Below are 16,481 nucleotides of genomic sequence, written 5' to 3' on the forward strand. Positions count from 1 at the left end.
ACCGCCGGGGAACCGGCATAACACAAACGAAAAATGTTAAGGGAGTGAGACCATGTTCAAGAAGGGAATGCGCGTTCTGTTCGCCGCTGCGGCAGCGTTGCCTCTCATCGCCAGCACGGCCTGGGCCGAAGGACTGATGACGATCATCGTCAACGATCCATCCAACCCGTACTGGTACACCGAAGGTGAAATCGCCAAGAAGACCGCTGAAGGTCTCGGCTACAAGGCTGTTGTCGGTGGCCACAAGGGCGACACCAACACCGAAAGCAACCTGATCGACACGGCTATCACCAACAAGTCGGTTGCCATCATTCTCGATCCGGCCAATGCGGACGGTTCGGTCGGTGCGGTCAAGCGTGCAATCGCCGCCAACATCCCGGTTTTCCTCGTCAATGCGGAAATCAACCAGGAAGGTCTGGCCAAGGCACAGCTCGTTTCCAACAACGCACAGGGTGCCGCTCTCGGTGCGACCCAGTGGGTCGAAAGCGTTGGCGACAAGGGCAAGTATGTCGAGCTGTTCGGTTCGCCATCGGACAACAACGCCGCAACGCGCTCGAACGGCTATGAAACCGTTCTGTCGCAGTATCCGGATCTGGTGAAGGCCGGTCAGGACGTCGCCAACTGGGACCGTACCCAGGGGCACGACAAGATGCAGGCTCTGCTTCAGGCCAATCCGGACATCATCGGCGTTATCTCCGGTAATGACGAAATGGCTCTGGGCGCAATTGCCGCTCTGAAGAAGGCTGGCAAGCTGGATCAGGTGAAGGTCGGTGGTTTCGACGGTTCGCCGGATGCGGTTGCAGCCATCAAGGCGGGTGAACTGCAGTATACCGTTCTGCAGCCGGTTGCCGTGTTCTCGGAAGCTGCCGTCAAGCAGGCCGACAACTTCATCAAGACCGGCAAGACTGGTGTGGATCATGAAAAGCAGCTCTTCGACTGCATCCTGATCACCAAGGACAATGTCGACAAGTACACCTCGCCGTTCGTTCTCGAACAGTAAGGTTTGAAAAGGCGCATCCCGACAGCAGAAAGCTTTCGGGATGCGCATTCTGGAAGTCCCTCTCCGCAAGAAAGTCCCATGCAACCACTCGCTGGATTTTGGGGCTGAAGACCGCGCAATATGAAGCCTATCAGGCGATTTCGAGGCTTTCGAAACGCGCAAGCAAGGGGACAAGTGACAGGCATGGCAGTGAGCAACAAAGCAAGCATTGACAAGCTGATGGCGGAGCAAGTGCCGAACGACAGCCGGCATGCGCGTCAGCTCGTCCGGCGCCAGCAGATTGCGGAAACTGTAATGGCCGAAGGCTCGATGCGTATCGAGGACCTCACCGAACGGTTCGGCATCAGCCTGATGACAGCGCATCGCGACGTCGATGAACTGGTAAGCCGTGGCCTGTTTCGCAAGTCGCGCGGCATCGTGTCGGCTGCGCCCACAAGCCTGATCGAGGCAAGCGATCTTTATCGCGTTACCCGCCAGTCGGAAGAAAAGAAACTGATCGCCGAAGCTGCAATGCAGTTCGTTGAACCGGGACAGGCCATTTTCTTCGACGATTCCACCACTGTTCTGCAAATGGTGCCGCATCTTCCCGGCAAGGGACCGCTCACCGTCATCACCAATTCGCTGATCCTGATGAACGAGGTGCGTGACATCAAGGATGTGACGCTGCTCGGCCTTGGCGGTCAGCTCTATAACTGGTGCAACGCATTCGTCGGCGGCATGACGATCCACGAAATTCGTCGTCTTCGCGCCGATGTAGCTTTCATTTCGATTGCAGCGATCACCGACGACCTTCTGTTCCATCAGTCGCCGGAAATGGTGGAAACCAAGCGTGCCATGCTGGACTGCGCCGCCAAGCGCATTCTTCTGGCTGATCACACAAAATTCGAGCGCCGCGCTTTGCACAATTTCGGGGCACTCAGCGACTTTGATGTCGTCATCGTGGATGAAGATACGCCTTTCGCGCATATCGAGCGCATGGAGGCGCAAGGCATCAACGTGGTGGTTGCCCGCGACAATGCCCGGACAGGCGGCAAGCAAGAATAGCCCGCGCATATTTATCAGGAATACGATACATGCCCTCTCTGCTCGGAATCGACAGCGGACTGACCGTCACCAAAGCCGTATTGTTCGATATTGACGGAACCACCCTTGCCGTTGCGCGCCGTCGCGTGGCGCAATCCTTTCCGCGCGCCCGTCATGTCGAACGCGACATGGATGAATTCTGGAATGCAACAGCGGATGCGATTGCCGAAGCTATAGCCAAAAGCGGGCGGCCTGCTTCGGACATTCTGGCCATCGCCACCACAGCGCATGGTGATGGCATCTACATGCTCGACAAGGACCGCCGTCCGCTTGGCGCAGGGATATTGTCGCTCGACAGCCGCGCTGTCGATGTTGCGGAGCGTTGGGTCAATAGTCCCGTTGCAGAGCAGGCCATCACTACCACGGGTCAGCTTCCCCATGCATCGGCTCCATCCGCCATTCTGGCATGGGTGAAGGATAACGAACCGGAACGCTTTGGCCGCATCGCGCATGTGATCGCCTGCAAGGACTGGCTGCGCTTTTGCCTGACCGGCGATGTGGGCACGGATCGCACTGAAGCCTCGACCTCCTTCACCGATGTCAACACGCAGGAATATTCGAAAGAAGCACTCGCCCTTTTCGGGCTGGATGCGCTTTGGGATGCGCTGCCACCCATGTCGCGTTCCGATGAAATTGTGGGTAGCGTCTCGGGCGAATGCGCGGAACGCACCGGCCTCGTTGCCGGAACACCGGTTGTCGGTGGCTTGCACGATGTCACCGCTTCAGCACTTGGCGTCGGCGGGCTTGGCATCGGGACCGTTGCCGTGGTTGCCGGGACCTATTCCATCAACGAAACGCTGTCTTCCGAACCGCGTGTCGACAAAAGCTGGTTCTGCCGCAATGGCATTGCGCCGGGCGAATGGAACAATATGTCGATCTCGCCCGCATCGACGGCCAATTATGACTGGTTTCTCGACAAGCTCTGCCCGGCAGAACGGCGCGAGGCAGAGGAAACAGGGCGTTCCATCCACGACATGCTGCGCCCGGAAATCGATGCGGCACTGGCAAAGCCTTCGACGGCAATGTTCCATCCCTACCTCTTCGGTTCGCCCTATGGAGCGATGGCGAGCGGTGCGTTTTTCGGTCTGCGCGGCTGGCAGGATCGGGGCGACATGCTGCGCGCGATATGGGAAGGCATTGCCTTCAATCATCGTATCCATGTCGATCACCTGAAAGACGGGTTTGCAATCTCCGTCGCGCGCCTCACTGGTGGCGTGTCGCGCAGCCCGGCTTTCGCGCAGATGTTCGCCAATGTTCTCGGCATGCCCGTTACCGTCACGGATACGGACGAGGCCGCTGCCTGGGGCGCTGCCCTTTGCGCTGGCAAGGGCGCTGGTGTCTTTGCCGATGTTTACAGCGATCCGCGCGATCTCGATGCCATAGGCCGCACCTATGAGCCGGATGCAGCGCGAAGCGCGCTTTATGAAAAGCGCTATCAGCTTTTCAGGGAGATTGCATCGGCGCTTGGGCCGGTCTGGCCGAAGATCGAAGCGCTCACGGATTGAAATAAACGGCGTGTCCCGCGCCTCAGAGCTTGTCTCCCGAAAGTCGGAACCGGTTTCGGGATAAAGACATGCGTAAAAACAAAGAGATAGAGCATTTCCGATGACACGAGAAAAGCAGGAAATGCTCTAGAGAGACAGTAAGATGAATGACTTTGTAGGCAATGCCGGAATGAAAAGCCGCATCGGACAACTCGAGACCGAGGGCGTGGATGTGCTCATCCTTGGCGCGGGGGTTAACGGAGCAGGCCTTTATCGCGATCTTTGCGAGCAGGGCGTTAGCTGTCTCATTGTCGACAAGGCGGATTTTGGTTCAGGGACAAGTGCTGCGCCGTCGCGGCTTATCCATGGCGGCCTCAAATATCTGGAAACGGGCGAGTTCGGGCTTGTGGCCCAGTCCACGCTCGAACGCAACCTGCTTCTGAAGAATGCGCCGCACAATGTCGAGCCGCTGCCGACTTTCATACCCGTTTTCTCATGGACTAAGGGCATCACGGCGGCGCTGCGCACCCTGTTCGGCTCGACGACCGCGCCGCGCAGCCGTGGCGCCGTGCTGATCAAGATCGGTCTGGCACTTTACGATTATTTTGGTGCGCGCGAGCGCGTCATGCCACGTCACCGTTTTCTGTTGAAGGAGATGGCGACGAAGGAAATGCCCTATATCACGCCCGCAATCGTGGCGGGCGGCATCTATCACGATGCGAAGGTCAGCCAGCCGGAACGTCTGGTCTATGAACTCGTCAGCGACGGGCTGCGCGCCAATCCGAAAAGCGCTGCCGCCAATTTCACGACGCTGGTTTCCGCCGAGAACGGCCTTATCGGCTTTGAAGGGCCGGATGGCGTAAAATTCGCGGTGAGGCCGAAGCTGGTCATCAACGCGGCTGGCCCATGGATCGACCGGGTCAATGCTGCACTCGGCAAGCCGACCAAGATGATCGGTGGCACCAAGGGTTCGCATATTCTTGTCGATCACCCCGAACTGGTGAAGAGCCTCAACGGACGAATGATCTATTTCGAGGCGGATGACGGGCGCATCTGTCTCGTCTACGACTATCACGGTCTGGCGCTGGTGGGTTCCACCGATATTCCATCGGACGATCCGGACAATGTGCGTTGCGACGATCATGAAACCGACTATTTCATCGACAGCCTGCGTTCGCTGCTGCCGAAGCTCAAATTCGACCGCAGCCAGATTGTCTACACTTATAGCGGCATCCGCCCGCTTCCAGCGTCCAGTGCTTCCGAACCGGGTTTGATCAGTCGCGATCATTCCGCGCCTGTCATCGAGCCGGATAACCAACGGCCATTCGCGGTCATTTCGCTGGTCGGCGGTAAATGGACCACATTCCGCGGCTTTGCCGAGGAAGTGGCCGACAAGGTTCTGGGCCGGTTCGACAAGACGCGGCAAGTGTCAACGCGCAACCTCCCCATAGGGGGCGGCAGGGACTATCCGTCCGACGATCGCGCCCGCAAGGCTTGGGTGACGAAATACGCCACCGAAACAAGGTTGCCCGCCGCACGGGTTGAGACCCTGTTGAAGCGCTATGGCAGCACGGCCTTGCCGATCCTCCGCGAGGAAGCCGGGGTAACGGTTGCGATGCTGCCTGAAACCGACACGGTCAGCGCGACGGAAATTGCATGGATCGCACGCAACGAGCTTGTCGTGCATCTGGCGGATGTCGTTTTGCGGCGCACCACACTTGCAATCGATGGGGCGCTGACGACCGGAAATCTTGCTGCAATCGCCGATATTCTGGCGCGGGAGCTTAGCTGGGACGATCCGCGCAAGGCGCAGGAAATCGAAGCGGTCAACACAGAACTTGCGAAACGGCATAACGTGATTTTGCAGCGGAACCCGGCCAAAAGGCGCTGAACAGTCCGTGAAGTTGATCTATGTTGCGTTGTGAACAGGAAAGGAAACGCCTCATGGATATCAAGCGAAACGGAACCGATCCTTCGGGAAAAGGCCCAGCCGACTGGTTTACGGGCAATGTCCGTATCGATCCGCTGTTTTCTCCCAATAATGCCCGGCGGGCTGCGGCTGCGACCGTAACCTTTGAGCCCGGCGCCCGCACTGCCTGGCACACGCATCCGCTTGGCCAGACCCTGATCGTGACTACGGGGCTTGGCCTCGTGCAACGCGAAGGCGGACCGATTGAAGAAATCCGGCCCGGCGATGTGGTCTGGTTTGAGCCGGGCGAGAAACACTGGCACGGCGCATCCGCGAGCAATGCCATGACTCATATAGCCATTCAGGAACAGCTCGACGGCAAAGTCGTTGACTGGATGGAGCATGTCAGCGACGTGCAATATGGCGGTGGGAAATAAATTTCGCCCCGGTTTTGCGCAGCTTTCAGAAATCGGCCCGACCGATCAATGGTCAAAGGTTGCGCAAAACGCAAAGATGATTGCGCATATTGCGAACAGGCGTTTCCTGTTTCCCCTATCATGTTGTTCTCAATAAAAACAAAGGGGAGAAGATAATGAAACGCCTATTTCTTTTGCTTGCAGCAAGCGTCGCCAGCCTTGCCAGCGTGCAGGCGCATGCCGCTGAAGGCGCAAACTGCAAGGCACCCAAATTCTCCGATGTCGGCTGGACCGACATTACTGCAACGACGGCGCTCGCTTCTCTGCTGCTTGAAAAAGCCGGATACGAGCCGCAGACAACCATCCTTTCCGTGCCGGTCACCTTCCAGTCGCTGGAAAATGGACAGATCGATATTTTCCTCGGCAACTGGATGCCGCTTCAGGAAGAAGCGCGCAAACCCTATCTTGAAGGCAAGAAGATCGAGCAGGCTGGCGTCAATCTCGAAGGCGCAAAGATCGGTCTTGCTGCGACGGGCAAGGATCTTGGCATCAAGAATTATGCCGATATCGCAAAATTCAAGGACCAGCTTGGCGGCAAGATTTACGGCATTGAGGCTGGCAGCAGCGCCAACGCCACGATCCAGTCGATGGTCGAGCAGGACAAGTTCGGCCTGAAGGATTTCCAGCTCGCGGAATCGAGCGAGCAGGCCATGCTCTCGCAGGTTCAAAATGCGGTGCGCAAGGATGAGCCCGTTGTGTTCTTTGCCTGGACACCGCATCCGATGAACATTCGCTACAAGCTCACCTATCTGGAAAATGGTGAAAACCTGTTCGGACCGGATGATGGCGCGGCAACCGTCGAAACACTGACCCGCAAGGGCTATGCAACCGACTGCCCCAACGTCTCGCGCTTTGTGTCGAACCTGAAGTTCAACACGGATATGGAAAGCACGATGATGAACATGATCCTGAACGATGGCATGGAAGCCAAGGATGCCGTCACGAAATGGATCAAGGAGAACCCGGCGCAGCTTGATGCGTGGCTTGACGGCGTGACCACTTTCGACGGCAAACCAGCACTTGCTGAGGTGAAGTCGGGGCTGGGCCTTTAAGTAAGGGTGCCTTTACTGCCGCAGCTTGCTCGGCGACTGACCGAAATGCCGCTTGAAGGCGCGTGACAGTGAACTGATCGACGAAAAGCCGGTCTGTTCCGCTGTATCCGCCATGGAAAGATGTGTATCGAGGATCAGGCGCCGGGCTGCTTTCAGCCGGAGCGACAGGTAGTAATTGCCCGGTGACTGCCCGATCACATTGGCGAACAGCAATTCAAGGCTGCGTGTGGAAAGGCCAAGTCTTCGGGCGATGCTCGACACCGGGATCGGGCGGTCGATATGGGTTTCCATGATTTTTATGGCATCTGCCAGTCGCGGTTCGCGGTTAAGCAAACGGCCAAGGGATACCAGCGGCTGTGCGTCGGAAGCCTGTTTCACCTCATCGTAGATGTAGAGGCTCGCCACATCCAGCGCGATGGAATAGCCGTGGCGGGCGCGAATGAGTGCCAGCATCATGTCGAGCGCCGGGGCAGCGCCTCCGGTTGTCAGAAAAGCTCCATCCCGCACCCAACGATCCGATTGCATTTCGACGTCTGGAAAACGCTGCGAAAATGCTTCCATGTCTTCCCAGTGCGTCGTTGCCTTGCGTCCATTGAGCAATCCCGCCTTTGCCAGCACCCATGATCCGGCCTCCACACCCACGACGAGTTTCGATTGCTTGGCCGCCTGGCGCAGCATGGCGAGAAGCTTCGGCGTCGCATGTTCCAGCGCATGAAAGGCGCTGACGATAATGAGAATGTCCTGCGCGCCGACCTCGAAACGGCCATTAGCCGCAACTTTGAGGCCACTGGATGTGACGGGATCGCTGCCATCCGGTGACACCACCCGCCAGCGATAAAGCGAGCGGCCCGTCACGCGGTTGGCACCGCGCATTGGGTCCAGCGTCGCGGCCAGCGACATCAGCGAACAATCCGGCAGGACCAGCAGGGTAACGCTCAGTTCTTCGTCGGAGGGTTCAAAGATCATGCGTTTCGCTCTTCGCCAAATAGATTTCGTAAAATGATAATCCCGGCATTTCGCGACCTGTCAAGCTCGGCGAAAATTGAGGGAAACGATCATGCCTTTAAAGCCCGCCCGCGAAATATTCATCACTGCTGCCGTCACCGGTGCCGGAGCCACCACGCACCGCTCAAACAAGGTGCCGATCACGCCGCGCCAGATTGCGGATGCGGCCATTGAAAGTGCGGAAGCAGGTGCCGCCGTTGCGCATATTCATGTGCGCGATCCGGAAACGGGTGAACCATCGCGCAAGCTGGAGCTTTTCCGCGAGGTTGTGGACCACATCCGGGCGTCCGGTGTCGATATCGTGCTGAACCTGACTGCAGGCGTTGGCGGTGATCTGGTCTTTGGGTCGCCAGAAGCTCCACTGCCACCCGATGCCGCCAAGACCGATATGGCGGGCGCAACGGAACGGCTTGCCCATGTTGCTGAACTCTTGCCGGAAATCTGCACGCTGGATTGCGGCACGATGAATTTCGGCGAGGGCGATTATGTGATGACCAACACGCCCGCCATGCTCAGGGAAATGGCGGGGCAGATACAGCGGCTTGGCGTGCGCCCGGAGATCGAGATTTTCGATACCGGCCATCTGCCGCTCGCCCAATGGCTGCAACAGCAGGGTCTGCTTGATGACCCGGTTCTGGTGCAGCTGTGCATGGGTATTCCTTGGGGCGCGCCGGACGATCTGGCGACGTTGGTTTCCATCGTCCACAACCTGCCGGACAACTGGATTTTCTCGGCGTTTTCCATTGGCCGCAATCAGTTGCCTTATGCGGCCCTTGCCGTGCTGGCGGGTGGCAATATCCGTGTGGGGCTCGAAGACAATATCTGGCTCGATAAGGGCGTTCTGGCGTCGAATGGCGATCTGGTCGAACGGGCCAAAGCCATCGCCGTCAATATGGGAACGAAAGTTCTGACGCCTGCTGAAGTCCGCGAAAAACTCAAGCTTACAAAGCGCTGGTGATATCCATGAACAGCCATCCTCCCAAGATTGCCTGCATCGGCAGCGGTGTCATCGGCAGCGGCTGGGCCGCACGCTTTCTGCTGAACGGTTTCGACGTTGCCGTTTACGATCCGTCGCCCGATGCAAAGGCGACGACCGAACACATTCTCGATAATGCACGCAAAGCGCTGGCGGCGCTGACCACCGCGCGCCTTCCGCAGGAGGGGCAACTGTCCTTTTCCGCTTCGCTGGCAGAGGCGGTTGCGGACGCGGCGCTTATACAGGAAAGCGTTCCCGAACGCCTTGACCTGAAACTTGCCGTGCTGGCGGAGATTGAAGCCGCTTGTGCAGACGATGCGCTGATCGCGTCGTCCACCTCCGGCTTTCTTCCAAGCAAGTTGCAGGCTGGGTTGCGGCATCCGGAGCGCCTCTTGATCGCGCATCCCTATAATCCCGTTTACCTGTTGCCGCTGGTTGAACTGGTGCCGGGAGGCAAGACTTCCGTATCGACAATTGAAAGTGCGTCCGCTCTCTACCGCCAGACCGGAATGGAGCCGGTCGTGCTCGAAAAGGAAATCGACGCTTTTGTTGGCGACAGGCTTCTGGAAGCGCTGTGGCGAGAGGCCTTGTGGCTCGTGCGCGACGGCATCGCCACGGTCGAGCAGATTGACGACATCATCCGCTATTCGTTCGGGCTTCGCTGGGCACAGATGGGGCTGTTCCAGACCTATCGCATTGCCGGCGGTCCGGCAGGTATGCGACACTTCCTCGCCCAGTTCGGGCCTGCGCTACAATGGCCATGGACGAAGCTGACAGATGTGCCCGATCTTGATGGCAGCCTGATCAGCCGCATCGCGGATCAGTCGGACGAGCAGAATGAAGGGCTTTCAATCCACGATCTGGAACGGATTCGTGACGAAAATCTGGTTGCGATCATTCGCGCTCTCGCGCATCAGCAAAACGGCAAGGGTTGGGGTGCGGGCGCGCTTCTCAATGCCTATACCGCACGGCTCGATGGGGCGGGCTCTTCCAAGGCAGGTTCCGGCCCGTTGCGTCTTCTGGATGCGCGCGTGATCCCGGAGTGGATCGACTATAACGGGCATATGACCGAGCATCGTTATCTCGATGTATTCGGCCAGACGACGGACAGGTTTCTGGCACATATCGGTGTGGACGAAGCCTATCTGAAATCCGGTCACAGCTACTACACGGTCGAAACCCATATCATGCATCGCGGCGAGGCCAAGATAGGCGATGCGCTACATGTGGAAACGCAGTTGCTCTCCTTTGACGAGAAGCGCGTGCATGTCTTTCACAGCCTCCGGCGGGGCGATACGGAAATCGCCAGCGCCGAGCAGATGCTGCTGCATGTCGATAGCACAGCGGGCAAGGCGGTCGCTGCGAAGGCCGGAATTCTGGCCGCATTGGAGGGGCTTGCTCATGCACACCGTGAGATGCCGACACCGATCGCCGTCGGGCGGCATGTTGGAAGACGGGGCTGAACGACGTCTATAATTTTCAGTGAAATCAAGGTGCTGATCCAAGATCGGCGCTTTGGTTTTTGTCGTGCTTGACATTTAATCAATCGATTGATTAAATCATGATATGAGCAAAGCGAAACATACAAGGCAAGAGCCTCCGTCACCTTCGGTCGATCAGACGCGAGCGGCGCTGATCCATGCAGCCTTGCAACTCTTCGGTTCGAAGGGTTTCGATGCCACATCGACGCGTGAGATCGCCGGTCTGGCCAAGGCGAATATCGGTTCCATCGCGTATCATTTCGGCGGCAAGGAAGGGCTGCGACTGGCGGCGGCAGACTATATTGTCGAAACGATACAAGGCATAGCCGGGCAGGCGCTTGGACGTCACGGTGTGATCAGTGCACCTGCCGAAACGAAGGAAACGGCCCGCCAGCAGCTCGGTCTGGCGCTGGAGCGGATGACGCATTTCATCGTCGCGCAACCACAGTCCGGCGAGATCGTTCAGTTTCTCTTGCGCGAACTGGCGCATCCGACCGCAGCACTCGATCGCATCTATTCCGGTGTTTTCGAGCCGACGCACAAAAGGCTTTGCGCCATCTGGGAAGTCGCGACGGGCGAACCTGCCGAGAGCGAGGCCACACGGCTTCTCATCTTCACCCTGCTTGGGCAGATCGTTTATTTCCGCATTGGCCGGGAAGCTGTGAAACGGCGCATGGGCTGGTCCACGATGGGCGCGGAAGAGGCGGCGGCTGTCGCGGCAATTGCACGCCAGAATTTGATGGCCATTCTCGCAGCGAAGGACGCCATCAAAGACGGCGAGGTGAAAGCATGAGTATTCTCTGTATTGTTCCTTTCGCCTCTTATCTTTTCGCCGCATGCAGCGCGCAGCCCCTTGCTGTTGGTTACGTTGAGGGGGAATTCGTGCAGCTTGCGCCGCTGGAAGTGGCGCAGGTTCAGTCCGTTGCCGTCAGGCGTGGGGATCATGTCGAGCCGGGCAAGCCCATAGCAATGACGGAGGACGCGGACGCAAAGATTGCCGTCGCGCAGGCCGAGGCAGCATTGGCGCAGGCACGCGCGCAACTGGCGGATTTGCAGGTTGGCAAGCGTCCCGATGAAATTGCAGTTCTGGAAGCGGCGGTCAGGACGGCCAAAGCACAGGCAGACGATGCCCAGCGAACGCTTTTGCGCACGCAAGACCTGACGAAACGCGGAGTGATGACACAGGCGCAGCTTGACGACGCGGCCACCAAGGTTGAAGTGGCTGAGGCCTCGATCAATCAGGCCACAGCCAATCTGGCGGTCGGTCGCTTGCCCGCGCGCCCGGAAGAGATCAAGGCGGCGGAAAATGCCGTCAAGAGTGCCGAAGCGCAGCTTGATTCCGCGCGCTGGCATCTGACAAAACGAACGATTGAAGCGCCCGCTCCGGGCCGGATCACCGATGTCATCCGCAATCCAGGCGATATTGCCGGTCCGTCTGCGCCGGTGCTGACCATGCTGCCCGATGGTGCGATCAAGCTGAAGGTCTACATACCGGAAGACAAGTTCTCGGCCGTGCGGGTGGGCGATACGTTGTCTGTGCGCTGCGATGGTTGCGCGCCCGGCCTGCAAGCCCGTGTGAGCTATGTTTCGCCCGATCCGGAATTCACGCCGCCCGTCATCTACTCGCTCGAAACGCGCCAGAAGCTTGTCTATCTTGTCGAGGCGCATCCTGTCGATCCCGCATCGCCTTTGCAGCCCGGCCAGATCGTGGATGTCGATCTGGCTGCCCGATAGGCGGAGGCGGCAATGGCGAACGCTATCGATGTCAAAGGTCTCGTCAAGCGGTTCGGTGACGCTACGGTCGTTGATCATGTGAGCATGTCGGTGGCCGAAGGTGAGATTGTCGGCTTTCTGGGGCCGAACGGTTCGGGCAAGACGACCACCATCCGCATAATGTGCGGGCTGCTGACGCCCGACGAGGGTGAAGGCAAGGTGCTTGGTTTCGATCTTCGTACCGAAGGGCTGAAGATCAAGCGTGAAGTCGGCTACATGACGCAGCGCTTTTCATTCTATGAAGACCTGACAATTGCCGAGAACCTTGAATTCGTTGCGCGTCTCTACCGGTTGAAGCCAGTGAAGGAGCATGTGGCACGGACACTTGAGGAACTGGGCCTGACATCACGTGGAGACCAACTGGCGGGCACGCTTTCCGGCGGCTGGAAACAGCGGCTGGCACTGGCAGCCTGTATCATGCACAAGCCAAAGCTTCTGCTGCTGGATGAACCAACTGCCGGGGTTGATCCGAAGGCGCGGCGCGACTTCTGGGACGAGATACATCGCCTCGCCGATGGCGGGCTGACTGTGCTCGTTTCGACCCATTACATGGATGAAGCCGAACGCTGCCACCGCATCAGCTATATTTCCTACGGCAAGCTATTGGCGACGGGAACCGTCCGGGACGTTATCGATAAGGCAGGGCTGACAACCTTCATCGTCAACGGTCCGAGGCTCGGCGAAGTGGCGCGCGAACTGGAGGGCGAACCGGGTGTCGAGCAGGTTGCACCTTTTGGTGCGACGCTCCATGTCGTGGGGTCCGACAGGGTGAAGCTTGAGGCGGCTCTGGAAAAGATCAGGCATCGTGAAGGAATTACCGTCGAGGCTGGTGAAACCAGCCTAGAGGATGTGTTCATCCAGTTCATGGCCAATGCGCAGGACAATATGTCGAAGGGCAGAAATTCCGGGAGCGATAAGCAATGAGCGGCTGGTTCTCGTTTGAGCGTCTTGGCGCGATGCTGGTGAAGGAATTCATCCAGATGCGGCGTGACCGTATCACCTTCGCCATGATGCTGGTCGTGCCGTTGATGCAGCTGCTGCTCTTCGGCTTTGCCATCAACAATGATCCGAAGAGCCTGCCGAGCGCACTGGTCGTGACCAGCCAGGATCACTATACGCGCGCCATGATTTCTGCGCTGGAAACCACGGGCTATTACCGTTTCGACCATGTCGTGCAAAGTGCGGCAGAAGCCGAGGCGTTGATTGCCGATGGCACGGTTTCCTTCGTGGTGACAATCCCGTCGGATTTCGCAAGGCGTGTCGATGCCGGCGAACAGCCGCAAATTCTGATCGAGGCCGACGCGACCGATCCGTCAGTGGCAAGCGGTGCCATTTCCACGCTTGGAACCGTCGCAGGTCAGGCGCTCCTGCGTGAACAGGGCAAGCAGGCCGAAGCCGCAGAAGCCGCGCGAAGCCAGCTACAGGTCGTCGTGCATCGGCGTTACAACCCGGAAGGCGTGTCGCAATATAATATAGTTCCCGGTCTGCTGGGTGTCATTCTGCAAATGACGATGGTGATGATGACGGCCATGGCACTGACCCGTGAGACCGAACGCGGCACGATGGAAAACCTGCTTGCCATGCCCGCCACACCTGCCGAAATCATGCTGGGCAAGGTTCTGCCATTTCTGGTCGTCGGCGGCGTGCAGGTTGTGGTCGTGCTGGTCGCGGCAAAGCTTCTGTTCGGCGTACCCTTTGTGGGATCGCTGGCACTTCTCCTGACCTGCGTGCTGATCTTCGTCCTGTCGCTGGTCCTGCTCGGCTACACGATCTCGACGGCATCGCGCACACAGATGCAGGCCATGCAGCTTACCTTCTTTTTCTTTCTGCCATCGCTGATGCTGTCTGGCTTCATGTTCCCGTTTCGGGGTATGCCCGATTGGGCGCAGGCGTTGGGCGAAATTTTTCCGCTGACGCATTTTCTGCGGATCGTCCGCGCAGTCATGCTTAAGGGCGCCCACCTTTCCGACATTGCCGGAGAGGTGAACGCCCTCATATTTTTCGTGTTCCTGTTTGCGTCGCTGGCGCTTTTGCGCTTCAGGAGAACGTTGGATTAGCAGGCCGATGGCGCCAGCGCTGTTTTCGGGCGGCGGGACAGTGTGAACAACAGTCCTGCCGCTGCCAGAAGACCGCCTGCGACGGGAATGGCTGCATAGCCATAGCCTGCGCTGATGACGCCGCCGCCAAGGGCCGCGCCCACCGCATTGCCGAGGTTGAACGCACCGATATTGATCGACGATGCCAGCCCCGGTGCTTCCGATGCAGCCTGCATCACGCGGGTCTGAACTGGAGGAACGATTGCGAAGGCCGCCGCACCCCAGGCGAGCAGGCCGATTGCTGCGCCGATATGGCTTCCCAGCAGGAACGGCAGTGCCAGACTGATGATGGCAAGTGCTGCAAGAAATATCCGTGTCGCGCCATTGAGCGACCAGTCAGCGAGGCGTCCGCCGAGCGCGTTGCCGATAGTGAAGCCCACGCCGATAAGAATGAGCGCCAGCGTCACGAAGCCTTCCGAAGCGCCGGTAAGGTCGGTCAGTACAGGTGCTACATAGGTGTAGAGCGTGAACATGGCGCCAGCACCCATGACGGTTGTTGCGAGCGACATCAGCACGGTCGGGCGCATCAGGACGCCAAGCTCGCGCCGGATGTCGGGCATCTTGCCTGCCTCGCCGCGCGGCAGTGAAAGCCAGAGCGCCGAGATGGCGAGCAGACCCAGAACAGCAGTACCGGCAAATGACATGCGCCAGCCGATCTGCTGGCCGATCCAGGTCGCAGCCGGGACGCCGCCGATATTGGCAATTGTCAGACCCATGAACATGGTGGCAACCGCGCTTGCCCGCTTTTCAGGAGGCACGACGCTGGCTGCAACAATGGAACCGAGGCCGAAAAATGCACCGTGATTGAGGCTTGTTACCAAGCGTGCTGCAAGCAGCGTCCAGTAGTCCGGTGCGAGAGCCGACAGGATGTTGCCAAGCGTGAAGATACCCATCAGCAGCATCAGGGCCGTGCGTTTGCCGAACCGCCCGAAGGCAAGCGTCATGATCGGTGCGCCGACCATCACGCCGATGGCATAGGCGCTGACCAGAAGCCCGGCTGTCGGGATGGAAACGTCAACGCCGTCGGCAATGACCGGCAGCAGACCCATAGGTGCAAATTCAGTGGTGCCAATACCGAAGGCACCAATTGCAAGCGCCAGAAGCGGCCAGTTGAAACCGGCCGTCTTCGTCGCGCTGTCGTGAGACGTCATCGTGCTCATCATAGTCTCCGTTATTTGTCCCAGACTGGAGCCAGACCTTCGGGGTTGACCAGTCGTCCATCGGGGCGGGCGAGTTTGGAAATCGCCGTCATGTCTTCAGCACTGAGCTCAAAGTCGAATATGTCGAAATTTTCAGCGACACGCTCGGGCTTGGCCGTCTTGGAGAGGGCGATGAAGCCGCGTTCAATCAGCCAGCGCAGACCGACCTGAGCTGCAGTCTTGCCGTATCGGGCGCCAATGGCCTGCAAGATGGGGTCGCGCGGCACTGCGCCATCAGCCATACCGTAATAGGCGGTGATAGCGACGCCTGCTGCCTTTGCGGCCTCGGCTACAGCATTCTGGTCGAGATAGGGATGGACCTCGATCTGGTTGGTGACGATGGGCGCGGCACTGCGAAGGATAGACTCTTTCATTTGCGCGACATTCTGATTGCTCACGCCAATGAAGCGCGTCTTGCCTGCCGTTTGCACTGTGTTCAGCATGTCAATCTGGTCGGCAATAGCCACCTTGTCGGCAGGCCAGTGCAGAAGCAGAAGGTCGACCTGATCCACTTTCAGCTTGTCGAGGCTTTCGTCGACGGATGTACTGAATTTGTCAGGACTGTAATTATCGACCCAGACTTTCGTGGTGAGGAACAGGTCCTCGCGTCGTGCGCCGGCCTTTTCCAGTGCGCGCCCGAGAGCAGCCTCGTTCTGGTAGATCTGCGCCGTGTCGAAATGGCGGAAGCCAGCTTCCAGCGCTGCTGGAACAACGTTTTCCACTTCCGCATCCGTCATGCGGAAAACACCGAAGCCGAGCGCGGGTATGGCCGCGCCGTGTGCGTTCACGATTTTCATATTATCTCCTGTTGACTGGCCTTCGGCGTTTCGCGTGAAGAGCGCGAGCTTGGGAGGCTCATGCTTCGGGCCGTCATTTTGTTGATCCTGTACCAAGCAGCTTTCGGTCAGGTTTGATTTCGTGAAGCAGAAATAGGATAATCGCGCGGG

Annotated in this window: 15 protein-coding genes; 12 read left to right on the forward strand and 3 right to left on the reverse strand. The window is 58.5% G+C overall.

Annotation, left to right across the window (positions count from 1 at the left end):
• Positions 1 to 52: 52 nt before the first annotated feature.
• The 6 genes from AC1RHM_RS09195 (at position 53) to choX (ending at position 7,004) form a co-directional block, all read left to right on the forward strand.
• Positions 53 to 1,000, forward strand: coding sequence for a D-ribose ABC transporter substrate-binding protein (locus AC1RHM_RS09195; protein ID WP_010660875.1), 948 nt, complete (start codon positions 53 to 55; stop codon positions 998 to 1,000).
• Between the two features lie 183 nt (positions 1,001 to 1,183).
• Positions 1,184 to 2,044: a DeoR/GlpR family DNA-binding transcription regulator gene (locus tag AC1RHM_RS09200; protein WP_036587145.1), complete on the forward strand. Its 861-nt coding sequence runs from the start codon at positions 1,184 to 1,186 to the stop codon at positions 2,042 to 2,044.
• Between the two features lie 29 nt (positions 2,045 to 2,073).
• Positions 2,074 to 3,588: an FGGY-family carbohydrate kinase gene (locus AC1RHM_RS09205; RefSeq protein ID WP_166942917.1), complete on the forward strand. Its 1,515-nt coding sequence runs from the start codon at positions 2,074 to 2,076 to the stop codon at positions 3,586 to 3,588.
• Positions 3,589 to 3,730: 142 nt separating this feature from the next.
• Positions 3,731 to 5,458 carry a glycerol-3-phosphate dehydrogenase/oxidase gene (locus tag AC1RHM_RS09210; RefSeq protein WP_151895803.1) on the forward strand — a complete coding sequence of 576 codons (1,728 nt, stop codon included), beginning with the start codon at positions 3,731 to 3,733 and terminating at the stop codon, positions 5,456 to 5,458.
• Between the two features lie 53 nt (positions 5,459 to 5,511).
• A complete protein-coding gene (locus tag AC1RHM_RS09215; RefSeq protein ID WP_492332512.1) occupies positions 5,512 to 5,913 on the forward strand; it encodes a (R)-mandelonitrile lyase in 402 nt (133 codons plus the stop codon).
• Positions 5,914 to 6,068: 155 nt separating this feature from the next.
• Positions 6,069 to 7,004, forward strand: coding sequence for a choline ABC transporter substrate-binding protein (gene choX / locus AC1RHM_RS09220; protein ID WP_010660880.1), 936 nt, complete (start codon positions 6,069 to 6,071; stop codon positions 7,002 to 7,004).
• Between the two features lie 12 nt (positions 7,005 to 7,016).
• Here choX and AC1RHM_RS09225 read toward each other — a convergent pair whose 3' ends face one another.
• Positions 7,017 to 7,970, reverse strand: coding sequence for a GlxA family transcriptional regulator (locus AC1RHM_RS09225; protein ID WP_105529309.1), 954 nt, complete (start codon positions 7,968 to 7,970; stop codon positions 7,017 to 7,019).
• A 91-nt stretch (positions 7,971 to 8,061) separates the two neighbouring features.
• Between AC1RHM_RS09225 and AC1RHM_RS09230 the strand changes: the two genes are divergently transcribed.
• The 6 genes from AC1RHM_RS09230 (at position 8,062) to AC1RHM_RS09255 (ending at position 14,296) form a co-directional block, all read left to right on the forward strand.
• Complete coding sequence (locus tag AC1RHM_RS09230) at positions 8,062 to 8,967, forward strand: beta-keto acid cleavage family enzyme (RefSeq protein WP_010660882.1); 906 nt, start codon at positions 8,062 to 8,064, stop codon at positions 8,965 to 8,967.
• A gap of 5 nt (positions 8,968 to 8,972) precedes the next feature.
• Positions 8,973 to 10,448 (forward strand): carnitine 3-dehydrogenase, encoded by a 1,476-nt coding sequence (locus AC1RHM_RS09235; protein ID WP_492332513.1) that lies wholly within the window; start codon positions 8,973 to 8,975, stop codon positions 10,446 to 10,448.
• 103 nt (positions 10,449 to 10,551) lie between these two features.
• Positions 10,552 to 11,259, forward strand: coding sequence for a DUF1956 domain-containing protein (locus AC1RHM_RS09240; RefSeq protein ID WP_036582955.1), 708 nt, complete (start codon positions 10,552 to 10,554; stop codon positions 11,257 to 11,259).
• Complete coding sequence (locus AC1RHM_RS09245; protein WP_151576708.1) at positions 11,256 to 12,200, forward strand: HlyD family secretion protein; 945 nt, start codon at positions 11,256 to 11,258, stop codon at positions 12,198 to 12,200. Before AC1RHM_RS09240 ends, AC1RHM_RS09245 begins: the two co-directional genes overlap by 4 nt.
• A gap of 12 nt (positions 12,201 to 12,212) precedes the next feature.
• Positions 12,213 to 13,163: an ABC transporter ATP-binding protein gene (locus AC1RHM_RS09250; RefSeq protein WP_151576709.1), complete on the forward strand. Its 951-nt coding sequence runs from the start codon at positions 12,213 to 12,215 to the stop codon at positions 13,161 to 13,163.
• Positions 13,160 to 14,296 (forward strand): ABC transporter permease, encoded by a 1,137-nt coding sequence (locus AC1RHM_RS09255; protein ID WP_036582969.1) that lies wholly within the window; start codon positions 13,160 to 13,162, stop codon positions 14,294 to 14,296. The genes AC1RHM_RS09250 and AC1RHM_RS09255 overlap by 4 nt, the downstream gene beginning before the upstream one ends.
• Here AC1RHM_RS09255 and AC1RHM_RS09260 read toward each other — a convergent pair.
• On the reverse strand, positions 14,293 to 15,495 hold the full coding sequence (locus AC1RHM_RS09260; RefSeq protein ID WP_029928091.1) for an MFS transporter: 1,203 nt from the start codon (positions 15,493 to 15,495) through the stop codon (positions 14,293 to 14,295). The two genes, AC1RHM_RS09255 and AC1RHM_RS09260, sit on opposite strands and share 4 nt — an antisense overlap.
• An 11-nt stretch (positions 15,496 to 15,506) precedes the next feature.
• Positions 15,507 to 16,331, reverse strand: coding sequence for an aldo/keto reductase (locus tag AC1RHM_RS09265; protein WP_036579426.1), 825 nt, complete (start codon positions 16,329 to 16,331; stop codon positions 15,507 to 15,509).
• Positions 16,332 to 16,481 lie beyond the last annotated feature (150 nt).

The organism is Brucella sp. GW823-FHT04E01 (assembly GCF_058796175.1).

What these genes read in the sequence shown, in the direction of transcription:
- AC1RHM_RS09195 (WP_010660875.1), top strand. Translation starts at nt 53, where the DNA reads ATGTTCAAGAAGGGAATGCGCGTTCTGTTCGCCGCTGCGGCAGCGTTG.
- AC1RHM_RS09265 (WP_036579426.1), bottom strand. Translation starts at nt 16,331, where the DNA reads ATGAAAATCGTGAACGCACACGGCGCGGCCATACCCGCGCTCGGCTTC.
- AC1RHM_RS09250 (WP_151576709.1), top strand. Translation starts at nt 12,213, where the DNA reads ATGGCGAACGCTATCGATGTCAAAGGTCTCGTCAAGCGGTTCGGTGAC.
- AC1RHM_RS09225 (WP_105529309.1), bottom strand. Translation starts at nt 7,970, where the DNA reads ATGATCTTTGAACCCTCCGACGAAGAACTGAGCGTTACCCTGCTGGTC.
- AC1RHM_RS09240 (WP_036582955.1), top strand. Translation starts at nt 10,552, where the DNA reads ATGAGCAAAGCGAAACATACAAGGCAAGAGCCTCCGTCACCTTCGGTC.
- AC1RHM_RS09205 (WP_166942917.1), top strand. Translation starts at nt 2,074, where the DNA reads ATGCCCTCTCTGCTCGGAATCGACAGCGGACTGACCGTCACCAAAGCC.
- AC1RHM_RS09200 (WP_036587145.1), top strand. Translation starts at nt 1,184, where the DNA reads ATGGCAGTGAGCAACAAAGCAAGCATTGACAAGCTGATGGCGGAGCAA.
- AC1RHM_RS09210 (WP_151895803.1), top strand. Translation starts at nt 3,731, where the DNA reads ATGAATGACTTTGTAGGCAATGCCGGAATGAAAAGCCGCATCGGACAA.
- AC1RHM_RS09215 (WP_492332512.1), top strand. Translation starts at nt 5,512, where the DNA reads ATGGATATCAAGCGAAACGGAACCGATCCTTCGGGAAAAGGCCCAGCC.
- AC1RHM_RS09230 (WP_010660882.1), top strand. Translation starts at nt 8,062, where the DNA reads ATGCCTTTAAAGCCCGCCCGCGAAATATTCATCACTGCTGCCGTCACC.
- AC1RHM_RS09245 (WP_151576708.1), top strand. Translation starts at nt 11,256, where the DNA reads ATGAGTATTCTCTGTATTGTTCCTTTCGCCTCTTATCTTTTCGCCGCA.
- AC1RHM_RS09260 (WP_029928091.1), bottom strand. Translation starts at nt 15,495, where the DNA reads ATGAGCACGATGACGTCTCACGACAGCGCGACGAAGACGGCCGGTTTC.
- choX (WP_010660880.1), top strand. Translation starts at nt 6,069, where the DNA reads ATGAAACGCCTATTTCTTTTGCTTGCAGCAAGCGTCGCCAGCCTTGCC.
- AC1RHM_RS09255 (WP_036582969.1), top strand. Translation starts at nt 13,160, where the DNA reads ATGAGCGGCTGGTTCTCGTTTGAGCGTCTTGGCGCGATGCTGGTGAAG.
- AC1RHM_RS09235 (WP_492332513.1), top strand. Translation starts at nt 8,973, where the DNA reads ATGAACAGCCATCCTCCCAAGATTGCCTGCATCGGCAGCGGTGTCATC.